Source organism: Absiella sp. AM29-15, assembly GCF_003434225.1.
In the GTDB taxonomy this organism is placed as follows: Bacteria; Bacillota_I; Bacilli_A; order Erysipelotrichales; family Erysipelotrichaceae; genus Hoskinsella; species Hoskinsella hominis.
On the sequence record NZ_QVFL01000022.1, the window covers coordinates 28,391 to 46,993 of the forward strand.

17 protein-coding genes are annotated in these 18,603 nt (G+C 34.1%); 9 read left to right on the plus strand and 8 right to left on the minus strand.

Annotation, left to right across the window (positions count from 1 at the left end; all coding sequences use genetic code 11):
* Positions 1 to 28 precede the first annotated feature (28 nt).
* The 4 genes from DW761_RS18550 to DW761_RS18565 are packed head-to-tail and all read right to left on the minus strand — an operon-like array spanning position 29 to position 5,624.
* Positions 29 to 1,285 carry an ABC transporter substrate-binding protein gene (locus DW761_RS18550; RefSeq protein WP_117519026.1) on the minus strand — a complete coding sequence of 419 codons (1,257 nt, stop codon included), beginning with the start codon at positions 1,283 to 1,285 and terminating at the stop codon, positions 29 to 31.
* The gene (locus DW761_RS18555; RefSeq protein ID WP_117519027.1) at positions 1,282 to 4,194 is read right to left on the minus strand and encodes a response regulator; all 2,913 of its coding nucleotides are present in this window, start codon (positions 4,192 to 4,194) and stop codon (positions 1,282 to 1,284) included. Before DW761_RS18555 ends, DW761_RS18550 begins: the two co-directional genes overlap by 4 nt.
* The gene (locus tag DW761_RS18560) at positions 4,181 to 5,269 is read right to left on the minus strand and encodes an HD-GYP domain-containing protein (RefSeq protein ID WP_117519028.1); all 1,089 of its coding nucleotides are present in this window, start codon (positions 5,267 to 5,269) and stop codon (positions 4,181 to 4,183) included. Before DW761_RS18560 ends, DW761_RS18555 begins: the two co-directional genes overlap by 14 nt.
* Positions 5,270 to 5,273: 4 nt before the next feature.
* The gene (locus DW761_RS18565) at positions 5,274 to 5,624 is read right to left on the minus strand and encodes an Hpt domain-containing protein (protein ID WP_117454449.1); all 351 of its coding nucleotides are present in this window, start codon (positions 5,622 to 5,624) and stop codon (positions 5,274 to 5,276) included.
* 483 nt (positions 5,625 to 6,107) lie between these two features.
* Between DW761_RS18565 and DW761_RS18570 the strand changes: the two genes are divergently transcribed.
* The 8 genes from DW761_RS18570 to DW761_RS18605 all read left to right on the plus strand — a co-directional run bounded on the left by DW761_RS18570 (position 6,108) and on the right by DW761_RS18605 (position 12,528).
* The gene (locus DW761_RS18570) at positions 6,108 to 7,538 is read left to right on the plus strand and encodes an aspartate ammonia-lyase (RefSeq protein ID WP_117454448.1); all 1,431 of its coding nucleotides are present in this window, start codon (positions 6,108 to 6,110) and stop codon (positions 7,536 to 7,538) included.
* Positions 7,539 to 7,645: 107 nt separating this feature from the next.
* On the plus strand, positions 7,646 to 8,284 hold the full coding sequence (locus DW761_RS18575; RefSeq protein WP_158552323.1) for an SGNH/GDSL hydrolase family protein: 639 nt from the start codon (positions 7,646 to 7,648) through the stop codon (positions 8,282 to 8,284).
* A 155-nt stretch (positions 8,285 to 8,439) separates the two neighbouring features.
* On the plus strand, positions 8,440 to 9,099 hold the full coding sequence (locus DW761_RS18580) for a LytR/AlgR family response regulator transcription factor (protein ID WP_158552324.1): 660 nt from the start codon (positions 8,440 to 8,442) through the stop codon (positions 9,097 to 9,099).
* Positions 9,096 to 10,253 (plus strand): GHKL domain-containing protein, encoded by a 1,158-nt coding sequence (locus DW761_RS18585; RefSeq protein WP_117454445.1) that lies wholly within the window; start codon positions 9,096 to 9,098, stop codon positions 10,251 to 10,253. The genes DW761_RS18580 and DW761_RS18585 overlap by 4 nt, the downstream gene beginning before the upstream one ends.
* 73 nt (positions 10,254 to 10,326) lie before the next feature.
* Complete coding sequence (locus DW761_RS18590) at positions 10,327 to 10,971, plus strand: DUF2812 domain-containing protein (protein WP_117454444.1); 645 nt, start codon at positions 10,327 to 10,329, stop codon at positions 10,969 to 10,971.
* 164 nt (positions 10,972 to 11,135) lie between these two features.
* Positions 11,136 to 11,558: a C-GCAxxG-C-C family protein gene (locus tag DW761_RS18595; RefSeq protein ID WP_158552325.1), complete on the plus strand. Its 423-nt coding sequence runs from the start codon at positions 11,136 to 11,138 to the stop codon at positions 11,556 to 11,558.
* A 2-nt stretch (positions 11,559 to 11,560) separates the two neighbouring features.
* The gene (locus DW761_RS18600) at positions 11,561 to 11,980 is read left to right on the plus strand and encodes a C-GCAxxG-C-C family protein (RefSeq protein WP_117454442.1); all 420 of its coding nucleotides are present in this window, start codon (positions 11,561 to 11,563) and stop codon (positions 11,978 to 11,980) included.
* 86 nt (positions 11,981 to 12,066) lie between these two features.
* On the plus strand, positions 12,067 to 12,528 hold the full coding sequence (locus DW761_RS18605) for a thioredoxin family protein (protein WP_117454441.1): 462 nt from the start codon (positions 12,067 to 12,069) through the stop codon (positions 12,526 to 12,528).
* A 37-nt stretch (positions 12,529 to 12,565) separates the two neighbouring features.
* Here DW761_RS18605 and DW761_RS18610 read toward each other — a convergent pair whose 3' ends face one another.
* The 4 genes from DW761_RS18610 to DW761_RS18625 are packed head-to-tail and all read right to left on the minus strand — an operon-like array spanning position 12,566 to position 17,264.
* On the minus strand, positions 12,566 to 13,558 hold the full coding sequence (locus DW761_RS18610; protein ID WP_117454440.1) for a LacI family DNA-binding transcriptional regulator: 993 nt from the start codon (positions 13,556 to 13,558) through the stop codon (positions 12,566 to 12,568).
* Between the two features lie 15 nt (positions 13,559 to 13,573).
* On the minus strand, positions 13,574 to 14,581 hold the full coding sequence (locus DW761_RS18615) for an aldose epimerase (RefSeq protein ID WP_117454439.1): 1,008 nt from the start codon (positions 14,579 to 14,581) through the stop codon (positions 13,574 to 13,576).
* The gene (gene galT, locus DW761_RS18620; protein ID WP_117454438.1) at positions 14,581 to 16,074 is read right to left on the minus strand and encodes a UDP-glucose--hexose-1-phosphate uridylyltransferase; all 1,494 of its coding nucleotides are present in this window, start codon (positions 16,072 to 16,074) and stop codon (positions 14,581 to 14,583) included. The genes DW761_RS18615 and galT overlap by 1 nt, the downstream gene beginning before the upstream one ends.
* 26 nt (positions 16,075 to 16,100) lie before the next feature.
* Complete coding sequence (locus tag DW761_RS18625) at positions 16,101 to 17,264, minus strand: galactokinase (RefSeq protein ID WP_117454437.1); 1,164 nt, start codon at positions 17,262 to 17,264, stop codon at positions 16,101 to 16,103.
* Positions 17,265 to 17,531: 267 nt separating this feature from the next.
* Here DW761_RS18625 and DW761_RS18630 point away from each other — a divergent pair, with 267 nt between their 5' ends.
* Entirely contained in the window at positions 17,532 to 18,590 is a 1,059-nt protein-coding gene (locus DW761_RS18630) for an Rpn family recombination-promoting nuclease/putative transposase (RefSeq protein ID WP_158552326.1), read from the plus strand.
* The last annotated feature ends 13 nt before the right edge of the window (positions 18,591 to 18,603 follow it).

An 18,603-nucleotide genomic window follows, 5' to 3' on the forward strand; every position in this document is an offset into this window, starting at 1 on the left:
AAAAGCCCGATTTGGGCTTTTTGTTTAGCTATTTTATAGCCTTTTGCTGGATGGCATCAAAGGCTGCCAGCTGTTCATCTACTGTTTTACCTGCAAGTAAGCCATCACATAAAGTATCAAGATTGGCCCATTGCTCAAATTTCAGGTTGTAATCCTGTATCAGCATGGTATTGCCATGGGTAATGATTTCCTGTAAGTCATTTAAACGTTCATCTAATTGAATATCTGCATTGGTATAAGCAGGAAACTTTCCAAAGGTTTCCATGGTTTTTTTCTGAACATTCTCATCAGAAAAATAATCCACAAATTTCTTACATTCTTCAATATGTTTGCTTTTTGAGAAAACTGACATTCTGCGATCAGAAGCAATTAAAGCGATATTGCCATCCTTCATAGGCAGACCAGTTAATGCGAAATTAAAGTCTAATTGATCTGTATTCAGATAAGAAGAATAGGTGAAGGCAAAGCATCCAGCATCCTTTGTGTAGATATCTGAAAGCTCGCTTGGATCATATTTTAATGCTTCTTCTGGATCTAAATAGCCTTTATCTATTAATGTCTGAAGCATTTCAAAGCCGGGTCTTGTGAAATCAGAAATCGGTATTTCACCATTATTCAGTTTCTTTATGTATTCCTCACTTTGTTCACTTAAATATATCTGGGAAAGTCCGCCAGCATAGATGATCAGCTTCATGAACTTCCTTGTACCAACAATTGGGCGGTATCCTTTTTGTTTTAATACTTCACAACAGTGTAAAAATTCATCCCAGTTGGTTGGCTTTGATAAGCCGCAATCATTTAACATATCCATGTTTATTACCATACAATAGCTTACTAGAGCAGCTGGCACAGAATACACTTTTCCATTTACAGTAGAATCTTTCTTGGCGATATCAACCATTTGATTCGCAAATGGCATATCACTTAGATCCACCAGTTTTCCTTCATCCACAAAATCAAAGATATTTTTTACATCCATACAGGCTACATCTGTGGCTTCATCATTTTTCAGACGTTCTTCTATGACATCCACCAGTTTTTTATCTGTATTCTGATTTTGTTGATAACCTTCATAAGCAACATCAATATCAGGATATTTTTTATGGAAATCGGTCATGATTTCATTCATATATTTTAGTACATTTTTGTTAAGACTGCCTGTTAAGAAATTAATTGTGACAGTGTTATTGGCTTTTTCTTTTTGAATGATCGTAGGCTTATTAGAAGTACATCCAGCGATTAGAAGTAAACATAGCAGGATCGTACAGACTCTTTTCATTTTCATGATTTTCTCCCTTCCTCATTAGAAGTGTCCTTTGTTTGATTCCATAATGAGATAATGGTTTTAGATATTCCATCTAAACTGATAGGTTTTGCGATATGTGCATTCATGCCTTTATTTAAGCATGTCTGTATATCATCCGCATAGGTATTGGCACTCATCGCAATGATTGGTACACAAATGGCATCCTCACGTTTGGATTGACGAATCATGGACGTTGCTTCATATCCATTCATCACAGGCATCTGAATATCCATTAAAATTACATCATAAGTGAATGGTGGCTGGCTGTTAAATATATCTACAGCCTCTTGTCCATTATGGGCAACATCAACACGTACTTCTTTCATTTCCAACAATTCTTTGGCAATTTCAAGATTCAATTCATTATCTTCAACAAGCAATATATGTTTATCTTTTAACAGTGCATCATCATAATCCTTCTTCATATCCTGTGCTTTATTCGCAATCAAGGCATAATATAAGCGAGATTTAAATAAAGGCTTTTCAATAAAATCATTGACACCGACAGCATATGCTTTTTCTTCTATTTCGCTATAATCATAAGCCGTGATAAATACAATTGGAATCTTAGAGCCGATACGTTCACGTATCAATCGGGCAAGCTGTACACCATCAATATCTGGCAGTTTCCAGTCAATGATGATGATATCATAAGGGTGTTCACTATGATGTGCATCTTCGATCTGATGGAAGGCTTCAATACCTAACAGGGAGGTATCTACTTCTATGCCAAATTCATTTAAAATGACACTGACATCATTTAGTATGAATGGATCATCATCTACTAGGAACACACGCATGCCAGCCAGCTGGTCTTTTTCTTTATAGAAATCATTTTCTGATTCTTTAAACGCAAGCTGTACACAAATGGTGGTGCCTTGCTGCAGCTCACTTTTAATATCTATCACACCACCCATAATAGAAACGATATTTTTAACGATGGATAAGCCTAGTCCGGTTCCACTTTCTTTGCCATAGAACTGGTTTTTCTCCTGTTCAAATGGTTGACCGATACGGTTTAAAAATTCTTTACTCATACCGATGCCATCATCTATGATTTGAAATTCGTATTGTAATAGATGCTCATTGGTATGTTGCTTTTCTGTGATAATTAAATCAATATGTCCTTGCTCTGGAGTATATTTTACAGCATTATTCAACAAATTGATTAATATTTGTTTCAGCTTTAACATATCTCCATATAAGGCATCATGAATAACATTTTGTGATGATATATGAAAGCTTTGATGCTTATTTTCAGCCTGTAAGCTGATGATATTGTATACTTCACTGATACAATCGGATAATATGAATTTTTCTTCATACAGAGCCATTTTTCCACTTTCAATTTTTGACAGATCCAGTATATCATTGATCAAACCTAATAAATGAGTGGAGGACTGTGTGATTTTTCTTAGATAATCTTTTAGTTTATCTGGATGATCAAGATTATGCAAAGCAAGTTCACTCATTCCCATGATCGCATTCATCGGCGTACGGATTTCATGACTCATTTTTGATAAGAAATCAGACTTCGCCTGATTTGCCTGTTTGGCATCCAATGCTGCCATCTTCAAAGATTCCTGCACCATGATATCATGACTGATATCTGCGATGAAGAAAATATATTTATCCTTTCCAACAATACTGATGTTTTTCACAATCAATCTAAGATATTGCTTTTCATGTGTCATTGGATTGATACGATTTGTTTCATAGCTACAAGTTTCGATAATCTCTTTGCGTTTGATACGTTTGGATAAATCAGGAGAAAAACTGTCTAACAGTTCATGGAAAACCATCGGCTGCTTCATTAGAATATCTTGTTCAAGGCCTAATAATACAGCATGATTGTAGAAGGATTTTTCCAATGTGCCCTCTGTTTTATCGTATAGACAGATAAATTGATCACTGGCTTCCGCAATTGCGGTATAAATCGCATTCTCTAATTGAGATTTTTCATAACGTTTCTTTTCTTTTTTGATATTATGATAAATTTCATGTCCGATTAAGAACAATACAATCATCAAGCTAACAATCATCCAGATAAAGACATAGACAAGCATCTTTAATACAAGGCCAGATTCCTGTTGAATAACATCGACTGGTATGATACCACACAGATACCATTGTGCATTGGCTTCTACAGCACGTAAAGATAAGTAAACCTCTTCTCCTTGTACATTGCCTTTGATAATAATAGATTCATCATTGTTTATGTTTTCATAAATCTTTTTCTGGGTATCTTCATCAAAACCCACTTCAGATAACAGTTCATTGGCATCCTGCATATAATTCCAGATGACATTTGGTGTTTTAGAAGTCAATACGATTTTCTTAGAGCTTGCGTCAATAAGTGCTGCAAAGCCATATTTATTATAGAAGGTCAAATCATTGCCCTGTGAATAATGAGAGAACGGGATTTCCACATATAGCATTGCCTGATCATCACAAGGCATTTGATATACCATTTCCCATACGCCATAAGGTCCGTTGATAGCAGGAGAAATTGCCTGTTCCTTAGTTTTAAAATCATGATAAGGTAGTTGTTCATAAGTAAAGGATTTACCATTTGCGTCAACACCTACTCCATCTTTTAAATATATCGCATTTAAATAATCATGGTGTTCAACAATCGTGTTTAATTCATGTACGATCTCCGCATGGTTTAAATTCTTAAATTTTGTACTGTTTTGCTTGATAAAATCTTCATCTTTTTCATGATAAGTGGCAATTTTATCTGACATGTTGTCTAATAGATTCTGAGTAAGATCAATGGCGTTATTATCCATTTTATCCTTGATATTGATAATGGTAAATCCCATGAGTATAATCACTATGGTAAAGGAAATTATCGCAATGAAAACGATACGTCTATTTTTCTTCATGCGTCATACCTGCCTTTGGATAATACTTTTGATAAATATCATAGGCGATATTGTTGAAATATTTCAGTAACAAAGGGTTAAACATACCACATTCTCCCTCATTGATCAGCTTCATTGTTTCCTCAAAACAATAAGCCGGTTTATATACACGCTTAGAGATCAGCGCATCAAATACATCCGCAATGGAAACAATCTGTGCCCATAAAGATATCTCATCACCCTTTAAGCCATCCGGATATCCTTTTCCATCATAGCGTTCATGATGATGTCGGCAGATGTCGTAACAATACTCGTACAGATCACTGTTTCTTAACTGATTTATACTTTTCAACAATTCACATCCCTGAATGGTATGCTGCTTCATAATTTCAAATTCTTCCTGTGTCAATTTGCCAGGTTTATTCAATATATAGTCAGGTGTGGAAATCTTTCCAACATCATGCATAACCGATGCATCTCCAATCAATTCGATTTGCTGGCTGGAAAAATGATATTCATTATTTTTTACGAGTTCTTCCAGTAAAGCACAGGTGATATCACGGATACGATATACATGATCTCCAGATTCACAATCACGAAATTCAATTGCTGTGGATAACGTGTTGATAATGGATCTGGTTGCTTCATATAATTCACGCTCTTGTCGCTGGATACGATGAATCTGCTGGTTCACAATCTTCTGTAGAGAATAACGATGGCGATATAATTCAATGATGTTTTCAATTCTTCGTTTAATAAATAAAATCGCAAAAGGTTTTGTGATAACATCCACAGCACCTAAGTCAAATCCCTTTTGAAGAAAAGTAGGATCACTTTCAGAGGTAATCAAAAAAACAGGAATAGTATCCATCAGCTTTAAACGATTTAATTCATGCATTACTTCAAAACCATCCATTTTTGGCATGATGATATCTAAAAGAACCGCTAATAAACGATCTTTATAATGTTTAATAATTTCTAATGCTTCTAATCCATTCTCTGCTTCCATGATTTCATATTTCTCTTCAAAGGCCATACGCAGTATGTCACGATTGATAGCAATATCATCAACAATTAAAATTATATTCTTCTTCATGGTGCTATTCACTGAATATTTCTTTTAATCCCTGCGTAATGTTTGTATATTCTTTCAGGCACTGTTGATAATATTGTTCACTTGTTTGAAGATTATTGCTGCGTAAATCGCATAACCATGTATTCGTGATATGATAAAGCTGCATCATACTTAAATTACCAGATAACCCCTTTAACGTATGTATATCTTTCATTAATTCTTCCTGATCATGATTAGTGTAATGCTGTTGTAACTGTATAAATGTTTGATCATTCAAAAAAGCTTTTAAGAAACGATTTGCCATGGACGCATTATTCGCAAAGCGCCCCATTAATTCTTCATATTCAATTCCAATTTCATTAAATTCAGGTTTCATAAATCCTCCATTCTCCCGTTTGATACAGGTAGTTGCTTATACGTACACATAAACGTTATAAAAATCATAATAGTGAATGTGGAGGTAGATACTACATGAAAAAATACCAGTTGGTATTTTCGAAGTGACATAAAGAATAAATATATCTTATGATCAGTCATTCGTCATATAAACAAACATATATATGAGAAAGTCACAATAAGATAACACTTCTTGTATTAATTATAAACGAATCAAAACGAAAAATGTAAAAAACCGCCAAAAATCAGGATTTTTTAAATATTTATTATCGATACCTTGTGAAATGTATTGAAAACAAGGGATCTAAATGAAAGAATTTACCTGCATGGACTAAAATTATTACAAAATTCAAAGTTCCTAACACTTAGGAAAAAAACAGTAAAAACTTACACTCTCTTAGGAAAAAGATTTCTGTGTTTCTCTGACGATTAGGTGTAAGATAGTATCGAGGAGGAATCACATATGGAAGAAAAACAACTATATCGTATTGAAAGAGATTCATTGGGAGAAGTTGAAGTACCGATTGATGCCTTATATGGTGTGCAGACAGTACGTGCAACAAGAAACTTTCCAATTACATATCAAAAAACACATCCTATGATGGTAAAATCATTGGGTATGGTAAAAAAAGCATGTGCGCTTGCCAACAATGAGTGTGGACATCTGGATGATGAAAAATGTAAATATATCGTACAGGCCTGTGATGAGGTAATTGAGGGGAAACTGAATCAATGGTTTGTGACAGATGTTATCCAAGGTGGTGCAGGAACAAGTACCAATATGAATGCCAATGAGGTAATCGCAAATCGTGCAGCGCAGCTTGCGGGCAAACCACTTGGCACATATGACTATATCCATCCAAATGACAATGTAAACTTTGGACAATCCACAAATGACGTATTTCCAACTGCCGGTAAATTAACATGTTTATTTCTGGTAGATGGTCTGATTGAAGAAATTACTTTATTAGAAGAGTCTTTACTAGATAAAAGCTTGGAATTCAATGATGTTATCAAACTTGGAAGAACTCACTTACAAGATGCCGTACCTATCCGTATGGGACAGGAATTCCATGCATTTGCGACTGCATTAGTCCGTGATATCAGAAGAATCCGTACAGCATTTATGAACTTAAAGAGTATTAATATCGGTGCGACTGCAGTAGGTACAGGTATTAATACGGATGAACGTTACAAGAAAATTGCCGTACGTTATCTATCAGAAATCTCACAGATTGAATTGACTAGTGCTAAAGATTTGATCGATGGAACAAGAAATGTCGATCCATTCGTATTTGCTCATGGAGCATTAAAAACATTCTGTGTCAACTTGTCTAAAATGTGTAATGACCTTCGTTTAATGGCATCAGGACCAAAGACAGGACTTTCAGAAATCATGCTTCCACCACGTCAGCCGGGCAGTTCTATCATGCCAGGTAAAGTCAACCCGGTTATTCCTGAAGTATGTAACCAGGTATGTTTCCAGGTATTTGGAAACGACATTACCATCACCAAAGCCGCAGAAGCAGGACAGATGGAATTAAACGTATTTGAGCCAGTATTATTCTTTAACCTGTTCCAGTCTATCGATTTATTAACACATGCATGTTATACCTTAAGAGATAACTGTATTGTAGGAATCGTGGCAAATAAAGAACACTGCCGTGAAGTCATGGAAAACTCTTTAGGAACAGCAACAGCACTTGCGCCACATATCGGTTATGCAAATGCCAGCAAGATTGCAAAACAGGCATTAAAAGAAAATCGTAAATTAAAAGAATTGATTTTGGAACATAACTTAATGACAAAAGAAAAACTGGAAGAAGTATTGGATATCAATGAAATGACCAAAGCAGGTATTCCAGGTATGCATAAGAAAAGTGCTAAGAAATAACACTTGAAGAATCACAGAAATGTGGTTCTTTTTTCTGTTGGAGAATGACTGTGTTATAATATATAAAGTGATGCATAATATATATGAACAACAAGGATGTGAAACTTATGAGAATTATGTGTTTTGGGGATTCCAATACATGGGGATATCGCCCGGATAACGGCTTGCGTTATGATTCTGATGAACGATTTACTGGTATCTTAAAACAAAAACTACCAGATGATGAAATTATAGAAGAGGGTTTAAATGGCCGTACCTTTGTATTGCATGATCCTTATTGTGATTATGCAAGTGGAGAGGCAGCATTGCCATATTTATTGAAATCACATATGCCTTTGGATTTGATTGTGATCATGCTTGGTACCAATGATTTAAAACATCAGTTCCAATTATCAGCAGAAGCAATTTCTAGAGGTGCGAAAGTTCTGATTCGTATGATTAAAAATCCATATCTGAATGAGAAATATCCAGTACCTAAAATCTTGCTGGTATCACCCATTCATTTACATGAAGAAATCGGAGAGTTAGAAGGTTCATGGTTTGATTATGGAAAAGAAGAATATGAAAAAAGTACGCAGCTTGCGAAGTATTTGAAGGATATCGCAGATGCATATGATTGTGATTTTATGGATGCTTCAAAGTTTGCGAAAGCAAGTTCTATAGATGGTATGCATATGGAAAAAGAAGATCATGCAAAGCTAGCACAGGCAATTGTGGATAAGATAAATGAAATACGGGATCGATAAGATCTCTTTTTTTGTATAAAATGATTGATTTTCACCTCATACTGACATAAAACTTAAGTATGAGGTGAAAATAAGATTTACAAGTATAAAACTTTTTCAAATTTACTATTTCAAATGAATATGTTATGATATTTTTAATAAAGGTGGGAGTACTTATGAATTTTGCAATTGTGGATGATGAAGAAAAAATACGTAATTGGATTAGTATCACCTTGAAAAAGCATTTCCCTCATGATCATTTTATAATGTTTTCCACAGGAAAAGCTTTTTTGGAAAAACAAGAAGAATTTGAAGGTGTATTCCTTGATATGGACCTTATAGATGAAAAAGGTTATGAAATAGCAAAGAACATCACGTCAAAAAATTGTTATGTCTGCTATGTAACCTCTCATGAAGAAACAGCTATGTTAGGATATTGTCCTATGGCGATTGGTTTTGTCTTAAAAAATCAAGAATTAGAAGAACACCTTGTGGAATATATGTATCAAATCAAGCAGCATCACATTAGTTTACACTTACATACAGAAGACGGATATATGGATATTTTGTTGTCACATATCCTTTATGGAGAAGTTAACAACAAAACGTTTCTCATTCATTTAAGAAATAAAAGAACCATGCGGATTATGAATATGACACTATCTAAATTTATTTCTCTAAGTGATCAATTTATCAAAATCAATCAATCCCAAGCCATACATAAAGCATATGTAAAAGAAGTGAATAATTCCACCGTTCGATTAGAATGTATAGAGGAAACCTTATTTATTTCAAGAAATGAAAAGAATAATTTTCTTAAGGAGATATATCGATGAATCGATCTGTATTTATGATTATCATACTATTTATTGATATGGTGGTCATTGGACATGCAATCTCTTCTTATTATGAAACAAGACGTAAAATACCAGATACGCAACTGGGATATTGTCTGATTGCAAGCTTTGCCTTTGTGATATTAAGAAAATATATATGGTTTGACACAACTCTTTTCATTGGATTATTATATTTGATACTATTCTTGTTTTTCTATAGAATATCATGGAAAGAAGCCTTATATTATACCTTAATACTATCTGTTTCAAGGAATCTTGTATACCTTTGTATTACCTGTATTCCAGTATCCATATATTTTCAGATTCTAATAATAGAAGGTATTTATCTGTTACTTATTTTATGGGAGATTTCATATCTTACGACATTACACATTTCAAAAATCATTATCATCATATTAACGACAATATACGCACTTAGTTCCTATATGATTTTTGATTATCCATCCATTGTATTAACTGTTTTATTAAGTTGTTTATACGCGTCGATTTTGTATCTTATAAAATATCTGAACCAGTTACACCTAGATTCTTTAAAGCTTCAAACAATTGAACAAACAATTTCAATCCAGCAACAATATATGGATAAACAAAAACAGGAAATGAATAATTTCCATAAGCAGAAACATGATTTACTAGCAAGGCTGGAAATATTATATCTATTAGAAAAAAATCAGGAATATGAAGCATTACACCAACAGCTTATGGATATGAGTAATCAAATATCATCTATACGTTTAGAAGAATATACTACCATAATTGCGATTGACAGTGTACTATCTTATTATCATTATAATTATCCACAAATAGACATCACCTATGATTGTGATCATTTTTTAAAACTTTCTATTTCTGATTATGATATATCCACGCTTTGTATTAATATCTTAAAAAATGCAGTAGAGGCTTCCTTTCCAATTGATCATCCCAAAATACATCTTATGATGAAACAACGATATCAAAAATTATATATCAGTTGTGAAAATGACTATCAACCTGGTTATAAAAAACAGGGACATGATGGTTGGGGATTATCTATTATAGAAGATATCACACAGCGTAATCATGGGAAATATCAAATTCATAAAACTTCAAATCGATTCCAAATAGAATTTTTCTTCCCGATAGGCGAATAATTTACCAGTTACGCCAAATTTATGCAATCTATGAAAAAAAGATATAAATTATAGATGAAGGCAGGTGGTATATATGATGATCAAACGAAAAAATAAAAATTATTTTGATGTGGAAAAAGAAATGCAATTTCTAAATGAACAACTAAATCAAGGCTATCTTCTAACAAGTACAAGCATCCATGCATATGAATTTGAAGAAACATCTTTGAAAGGTCAGTATTATATTGCTTATATTACGGATGAGAAACAAAAACAAGAGCTGGATGAAATGGCTGATGAAATCACAGAAATAAAGAATGAAGATTTTCATAGTGTCTGTCGTATGGTGAAACAATTAAAAAATTCTTTTTATCGCACAGATCAGCTAAAAGGGAAATGGTGTTACTATTTTATTCCCTATAACTTTGATTATTGTATTGAAAGTGATATCAAAAGAAAACATGAGATGTATAAGCAGTTGTTTAAACTGAGATTGTATATTTTGATTTTGTTTTTCATTACTGTTTTATTTTCAATATATTGTTCAGTGACGAAAAATATACCATTACTTGCAGGGCTTTATACACCATGGAATGAGATAGAAAATACATTTGCGCAAGGTGATTATTTTTGGACATATATCAGTGTAACTGTAAATATTGTCACGTGTATCTTACCTTTATATATTCCATTTCTATGTTATCAATGCATGCGTCTTTTTAAATTAATGAGATATTAGATCCAAAGAAAAATTACACATTTATATAAGAAGAAAAGGTCCTTTAGTATAGGATCTTTTTCAATGTTTCATTGTAGTTTTAAATATCACAAAATTTTACAATTTCTATGTGGTGGATATGTGATATGATAAGAAAGGTAAAAATATAAGAAAGAAGGATGACTATGGATAAAAAAGAATTGGCAGTAAACAAATATAAAAGTGGTTATAATTGTGCGCAGGCAATTGCTTGTGCGTATGCGGAAGAATTAAATATGAGTGAGGAACAGGCATTTCGTTTGATGGAAGGCTTCGGTAAAGGCATGAGTTTTTATGGTCATACATGTGGTGCTTGTAGTGCAATGGTACTTGTATCAAGCTATTTGTGTACACCAGATATGAAAACAATCAATGCGGTAAAAAATGATACGTATCCGGTGATTAAACCAATGATTGAAGCGTTTAAAGAAGAAAACGGATATATTGACTGTTTTGATATTTTAAAACATGGAGAACCAGGTACAGAAGATGGAAAACGTTTATGTTGTATCCATTGTGTGGAACATGCTGTGGATAATATTGAATCATTGAGGATGAAAGGAAAATAGGGATGAATCACAAAATACAGGCAATAACAAATTTTGAAAAGGGGTATAATTGTGCGCAGGCAGTTGCTTGTGCATATGCGGATGATTTAGGCATTGATGAAGAATTGTTATTTCGTTTAACGGAAGGCTTTGGTGGAGGTTTTGCACATATGGGGTATATGTGTGGAACATTAAGTGGATTAACGATAGTGGAAAGTTATCGAAAATGCAGAGATATGAAGCATATGCCAAATGGCAAGCTAGAAACATATGCTCATATTCAGCCGATTATTCAGGCATTTCAAAAGGAAATTAAAGCTGTGAATTGTAAAGATATTTTAGAGAAGGGTGATCAAACGTTGATCAATGGCAAGAAAAAATGTTGTCGCTCATGTGTTATGATGGCATGTGATCTGCTGGATCATCCATGGATAGAAAATTAATATCCTTTACAAGGATTCTCAACGGATTTGAAATTGTAATTTGAGAAGAAATGTCGTATACTTAACGTATTATTGGAGGTAACGATATGAAGAAATATTTGTGTATCGCAATGTGTGTGTTGACACTGCTTATGACAGGGTGTTCACCAAAGGAAAGATTAATTGATATAAATCTGCAACAGATGCAGGAAAAAATGAAAAATAAAGAAACATTTGTATTAGTATTTACGCAGCCAGAATGTGGATATTGTAAAGCATTTAAAACGATGTTAGATACATATCTTCCAGATCATGATGTGACAATATATGATTTATCTATTGATAAAGAAATCTTGACGGATGAAGAATTAAAAAAACTACTAGCAGATATTCGGGTTTATTTCCCAGATATGACAGCGACACCAGATCTATATTATGTAAAAGATGGAAAAATTGTAGATCATTTCGATATTGATAAGAACGATTTATCTAAGGAAGAAGATTTTAATGCCTGGGTAGATAAATATGAATTAAATAAAGATATTGATTATTCAAAAGAAACAAAATAAATAAGAAATGCACAGTCTGAATGGGCTGTGCATTTGTTTAACGATGCGTTGTACTTGCTCGTTTGATTAGGGTACATGGTAATACGATTTTCACAGGAAGGCGTTTTAATTTACCAGCTTGATGATGTAAATATTCTCCTGCATATTCTCCCATGGTTTCACTTGGCGCATGAACACTGGTAAGTGGAGGATTGCTGTAGGCAGAAGCACTAATATCGTTAAATCCGGTAACACTCATATCCTGGGGAACTTTGATGCTATGTTCTTCTAATGAGCGAAGAACACCCAATGCGATTGGATCACTTGCACATACAATTGCTGTGATATCATCTAAATGCTCGCATAATTGATTAGCCATTTGATAACCGCTTTCGATAGAAAACTGTTCTTCGAGGATGGTTGTTTTGAAATGAAAGCTTTCTGCATATTGTAGGAAGGCTTTTTTTCTTGGATCTTCAAATAGACTGCCATCCTGTGTATATTCCTTGCCACTAAGATAGGCGATATGCTGATGTTTTAAATCATGAAGATGGGATAAGACATCATAAATCGCTGTGGAAAAATCTAAGACAATACAATTTTCTTTTAGTGGCTGTACTTCCATATCCACAAAGATGATATTTTCTTGATAATGAGATAGCTTTTTGATTTGTGCTGTGGAAAACTTTCCAATACATACGATACCATCCACATCCTTCAGGTTTTCTTCAATATTCAAATCATCCTTAAAGATTCGTTTTAATGCGATGCCATGACGACTGCAATACTGTTCCACACCCATACGAATGGTAAAATAATAACTATCTTCTAATTCTTGTTTTAATGAATACCATTGTACAATGGCAAAGGTCAATGCTTTCTCCGTTCGTTTGCTTTTGCCTTTTTTTACATAATGAAGTTCACTGGCAATCTGAAAGACGCGATTACGTGTTGATTCTGGAACGTTTAATGTATCATCTTCATTCAATATTCTGGAAACCGTAGCACTGGACACATTTGCTTTTTGTGCAATATCTTTGATTGTTGCCATTTACTTCACCCCTGTCTATTCTTTTGTGAAACGATATGTCGTTGTTTGTGTATAAGGATGTTGTGGATCATAGATTTGATGAGGATGACATCCTTCAATGTTGATACCATTAGGAATATCCTGCGTTTCTAAAGCGATGCTGCATAAAGCATGCCCCTTCATCCCACTCTCAAATATTTGATTTTCATCAAACCAGTTGGCAGTATATACAACTACGCTGCTTTGATCTGTTAGGATATCTAAACGATGCGCGATGTGAGGATCTTTTAAGATGATATGACCTTCATCAAGCAAGAAGGGAGTATCATAATATTTTGTGTTTTCAAATTCAGGATCATTTATGATTAGATTCTGTTCGATTTCTGAAAGCGAAGAAAAATCAAATGCACTGCCCTTGATGATTGGCTCAATACAACTAGGGTGGCATTCCTTTTCAATACGGCATTTTTTTGTGGAAGGTAATTTCAATAGATGATGGGTAATATCTTCCTTCATCCCACCTAAATTAAAATATAGATGATTGGTCATATTTAGTAAAGATACATCTGGTGGAGTACAGTGATATTTGATAGTAAAATCATGATCGTTTAATATATAATCAATATCATATATATAGGTGCCAAAAGGATAACCATCCTCTTCATGACTGGTTTCTAAATGAAGATGTAAGCTGGTATCATTAAGCTGTATAATATCAAATAATTTTTTACTGACTCCACTTTCACCACCATGTAAATGATGGACACCATTATTGATACTTAACTGATGTGTTACACCATTGATTTCATATTTTCCATAAGCGATTCTTCCTGCCACAGGACCAACCAGAGCATTTAAATATGGCCCGCCCTGATCGATATAGTCCTGTTTGTTTAGGAAAGAGGCAACCATATTGGTATGATCTTCCTTAAAATAAATGCCAGAGATGGTTCCTCCAAAGTTTAATACATGGATTTTTAGTACCTTATTTTCAATTGTATATTCATAAACCGGTGCTTCGTGATAACTTGCGACTTGTTTCATTATGCTTCCTCAATTGTATGCATAAATCTTTCAAATGCCTGTTGTCCCTGTTCATCCTGTTTAAAGACGCCGGCATCTTCTAATACCTGTTCAAAGATATGACCAACTTCATTCTGAATGATTGTATGAAGTTCTTCCTTTGGCGTATCTTGATAGGTGGCTGAAAGGTGATTGTACCAGTCTTGATGAATTTGTAAAGCTTCTGGTAATGCTTTCTGATTTTGTAGACATTCTTCAATCTGTGCAAGTTCACCTTTTAATCTTGCAGGTAATACCGCAAGTCCCATAACTTCAATCAGACCAATGTTTTCTTTTTTGATATGGTGAAGATTAGCGTGAGGATGGAAGATACCCATTGGATATTCTTCTGTTGTACGATTGTTTCTTAATGTCAGATCCAGTTCATAGAATTCACCTTTTTTACGGGCAATTGGTGTAATGGTATTGTGTGGTGTATCTTCACTATGAGATAAGATACCTACACACTCATCACTATAGTTTTTCCAGTTAGATAATACATCCGTTGCACAATGTATTAATGGTTCTATTTCCCTGCTGCGTAAACGAAGAACACTTAATGGCCACATGACACGACCATAGCTGACACCTGGATATTTTTCACTTTTGATTTCTTCCAGCATTGAAGCACGCTCCATCGCAAAGGTATAATTACCACCCTGGAAATGATCATGTGTTAAAATACTGCCGCCAACAATTGGAAGATCGGCATTAGAACCGATAAAGTAATGTGGGAATTGTCTTACAAAATCAAGCAGACAACGGAAAGTATTTTCATTGATCACCATAGGAATATGATCTTCATTAAATACGATACAGTGCTCATTATAGTAAGAATATGGAGAATATTGTAAGAAGTAACGTTTACCATTCAACATCACAGGAATGATACGGTGATTATTTCTGGCAGGGTGGGAAAGGGTACCTGCATAGCCTTCATTCTCTTTACATAACAAACATTTTGGATATTTGCTTGGTGGCAGCAATTTTGCTTTTGCGATATCCTTTGGATCTTTTTCTGGCTTGCTTAGATTGATTGTAATATCAATAGGGCCATATTTGGTTTCCGTGACCCAGTGAAGATCTTTTGCGATACGATCCGTACGCATATAATTGCTGGCACGAGATAAGTCATAATAATAATCTGTGGCTTTCTTTGGACTCTCTTTATAAAGTGTTCTAAATTTTGCGATAACTTCGCTTGGGCGTGGCATTAATGCATTCATGATACGTGTGTCAAATAAGTCCTTGGATACGATTGTATCCTCAATGATACCTTTTTCGATAGCATACGCAAGCATATCATCTAGAATTGGCTGTGGTGTTGTTAATTGTTCACTTTCAACATCAACATCCTCATAATCATGTAACTGTAAAATGTCTAACAGTTGATTGGTAACATAGATGACATCCTCTTCTTTTAACAGCTGGTGTGCCAGGCCGAAGTTTACTAAACGTTTAATAGCTTTGTTCATATTTTTTACCTGCTTTCTTTATAGCTTTATTTTACCATTTTTCCTGCGCCATCTCCAATAGATGCGATATAGAATTCACAAGGATATCCGACTTTTTCCAAATATTCCGCTTTGACATTGTTTTGGAAGGCATCAATGGCATCATTTTTTACAATAGCGATAGCACATCCGCCAAAACCAGCACCTGTCATACGGGCACCAATACAGCCATCCTGTTTCCATGAGGCTTCGACTAAAGTATCAAGCTCTATACCAGTTACTTCATAATCATCACGTAGGGATATATGAGAGGCATTCATTAATTTACCAAAGGTTGTGATATCATCTTTTTCAAGTGCAGTAATGGCTTCTTTTACACGCTGATTTTCACTAATAGCATGTTTAGCACGACGCATTCTAACTTCACTTTGGATTGCATCTTTTACTTTATCAAATTGTTCAACATTTAAATCGCATAGATTTTTAATATCGACTCTGCTCTGTAATTCTTTTAAAGCTGTTTCACATTCACTTCTTCTTTCGTTATATTTAGAATCCGCAAGTCCACGGCGTTTGCATGTATTCATAATTACAATGCTGGCATCGTTTAAACGAACAGGGGCATACGTATAGTTTAAAGTCGCAGTATCCAGGGCAATCGCATGATCTTTTTTCCCCATACCAATAATGAATTGATCCATAATGCCACAATTCATGCCAACAAACTTATTCTCTGCTTCCTGACCAATTTTCACAATATCGAGCATAGGAATATTCAGATGATATAGTTCATTAATAATCGTACCTGTCAAAACTTCCAAAGAAGCTGAACTGCTTAATCCAGCACCATTTGGTATGTTTCCTTCGACTAAGATATTGCATCCTTTTGTGAAGGTATGGCCTTTATCCTGGATATAAAAGATGACGCCTTTCGCATAATTTGTCCAATCATCCTGTTGATCATAATGTAAATCGTTGATATTACATACGATTTCACCTAAATCTTTAAAATTGTTGGAGAAGAAATGGACTTCTTCATCATCACGCATTGAGGCAATCGCATAAGTACCATAAGTGATGGCACATGGGAATACCATGCCGCCGTTGTAATCTGTGTGTTCGCCAATCAGATTGACACGTCCTGGAGAAAAGAAAGCTTCTCCATCCGTGTGGAATAATTCTTGAAACTGTTTTGTTAGTTTATCGATCATAGTTAATCTCTCCTTTTTGATGTAAGCTCTACCATTAATATAATCGTCAGTTTAGTAAATGTCAATGAATTTAGTAAAATAAAACGAATATTTTAGTAAAACTTGATCAAAAAAGTTTACTAGTTATATATAATATGAATGAATATTATACTGCTATATACTATAAATAGGTTATTTTTACTTTTTCGAAAATAATTTAGGATTTTCATATGAAAAATACGTATGTATACATGTAGGCACTTATGCCTAGGAAAGATGAGGACCTCTATGGGAAAAGAAAAATTAAAGAAAACAAAAGCTACTATAACAAATTTGGAAAAGAAAGAAATGTTAAATGTTTTAGCTGAAAAGAAAGATGTGGATGTGAATAAAAATTCACCTGTTTCATTTACCAATGATGTATTTATAAAATTTAGTTTAACGGGTGAAGATGCTACTTCTAATCTTCTGCGTAATTTTTTCTGTACTGTCGCAACACATTACAGATTTAATATCGTGCATACTGAAGTAGTAAATTCAGAAATCCTTCCTGAACAATTTGGCTTAAAGCGTATCGTTATGGATGTTGTGGCAACGGATGATCAAGGCAGACGCCATAATATTGAAATTCAAAATCAATACAAAGATGTAGATTTTAATCGCTGGGAATTTTATGGCGCACGAAATTTAAGTATGCAGTTGAAATCAGGAAATTACTATGATGTCATTCAACCTGAATATCAGATTATCTTAACATTCTTTACAGGTGAAGCGGCAGAAAGGAATAACGAGTTAATCAATCATTATGTGATGCGCAATGAGAAAGGTGAAGTAGAACAGGAGAATGCATTGATCAATCGTACATATGTCAATTTGAATGTGATTGACCGCATTGTAGAGGAAAAAGGTGTAGAAAACTTAAATGATTTCGAAAAGTTATGTTACCTATTTAAACACAACGAACCTTGTGATACAATAAACACAGGAAAGTTGGTGGATGCGATTATGAAAAAATATGATGATATGAAACAAAATGAAGAAGTATGGACAATGGCACAACGAATTGAAGAAGCAGAATTACGTGAGAAGTATCTTGAAAAAACGGCAAGAATCAAAAATGAAGAAGATAGAAAAAAAGCTCTAGAAGAAGGGCGAGAAGAAGGTAAGAAAGAAGGACTTCTGGAAGGTCAATTAAAGATTGTAAAACAACTGATCATAAAAAAATATAATCACGATGCCTCTGCATGGTTATCATCTATAACACCTTCACAATTGGATAAAATCATTGAACTTATCTTAACTTGTGATACATTCAAAGACTTACAACAACAGTTGGAAAATAAATAATAAATAAAGAAAA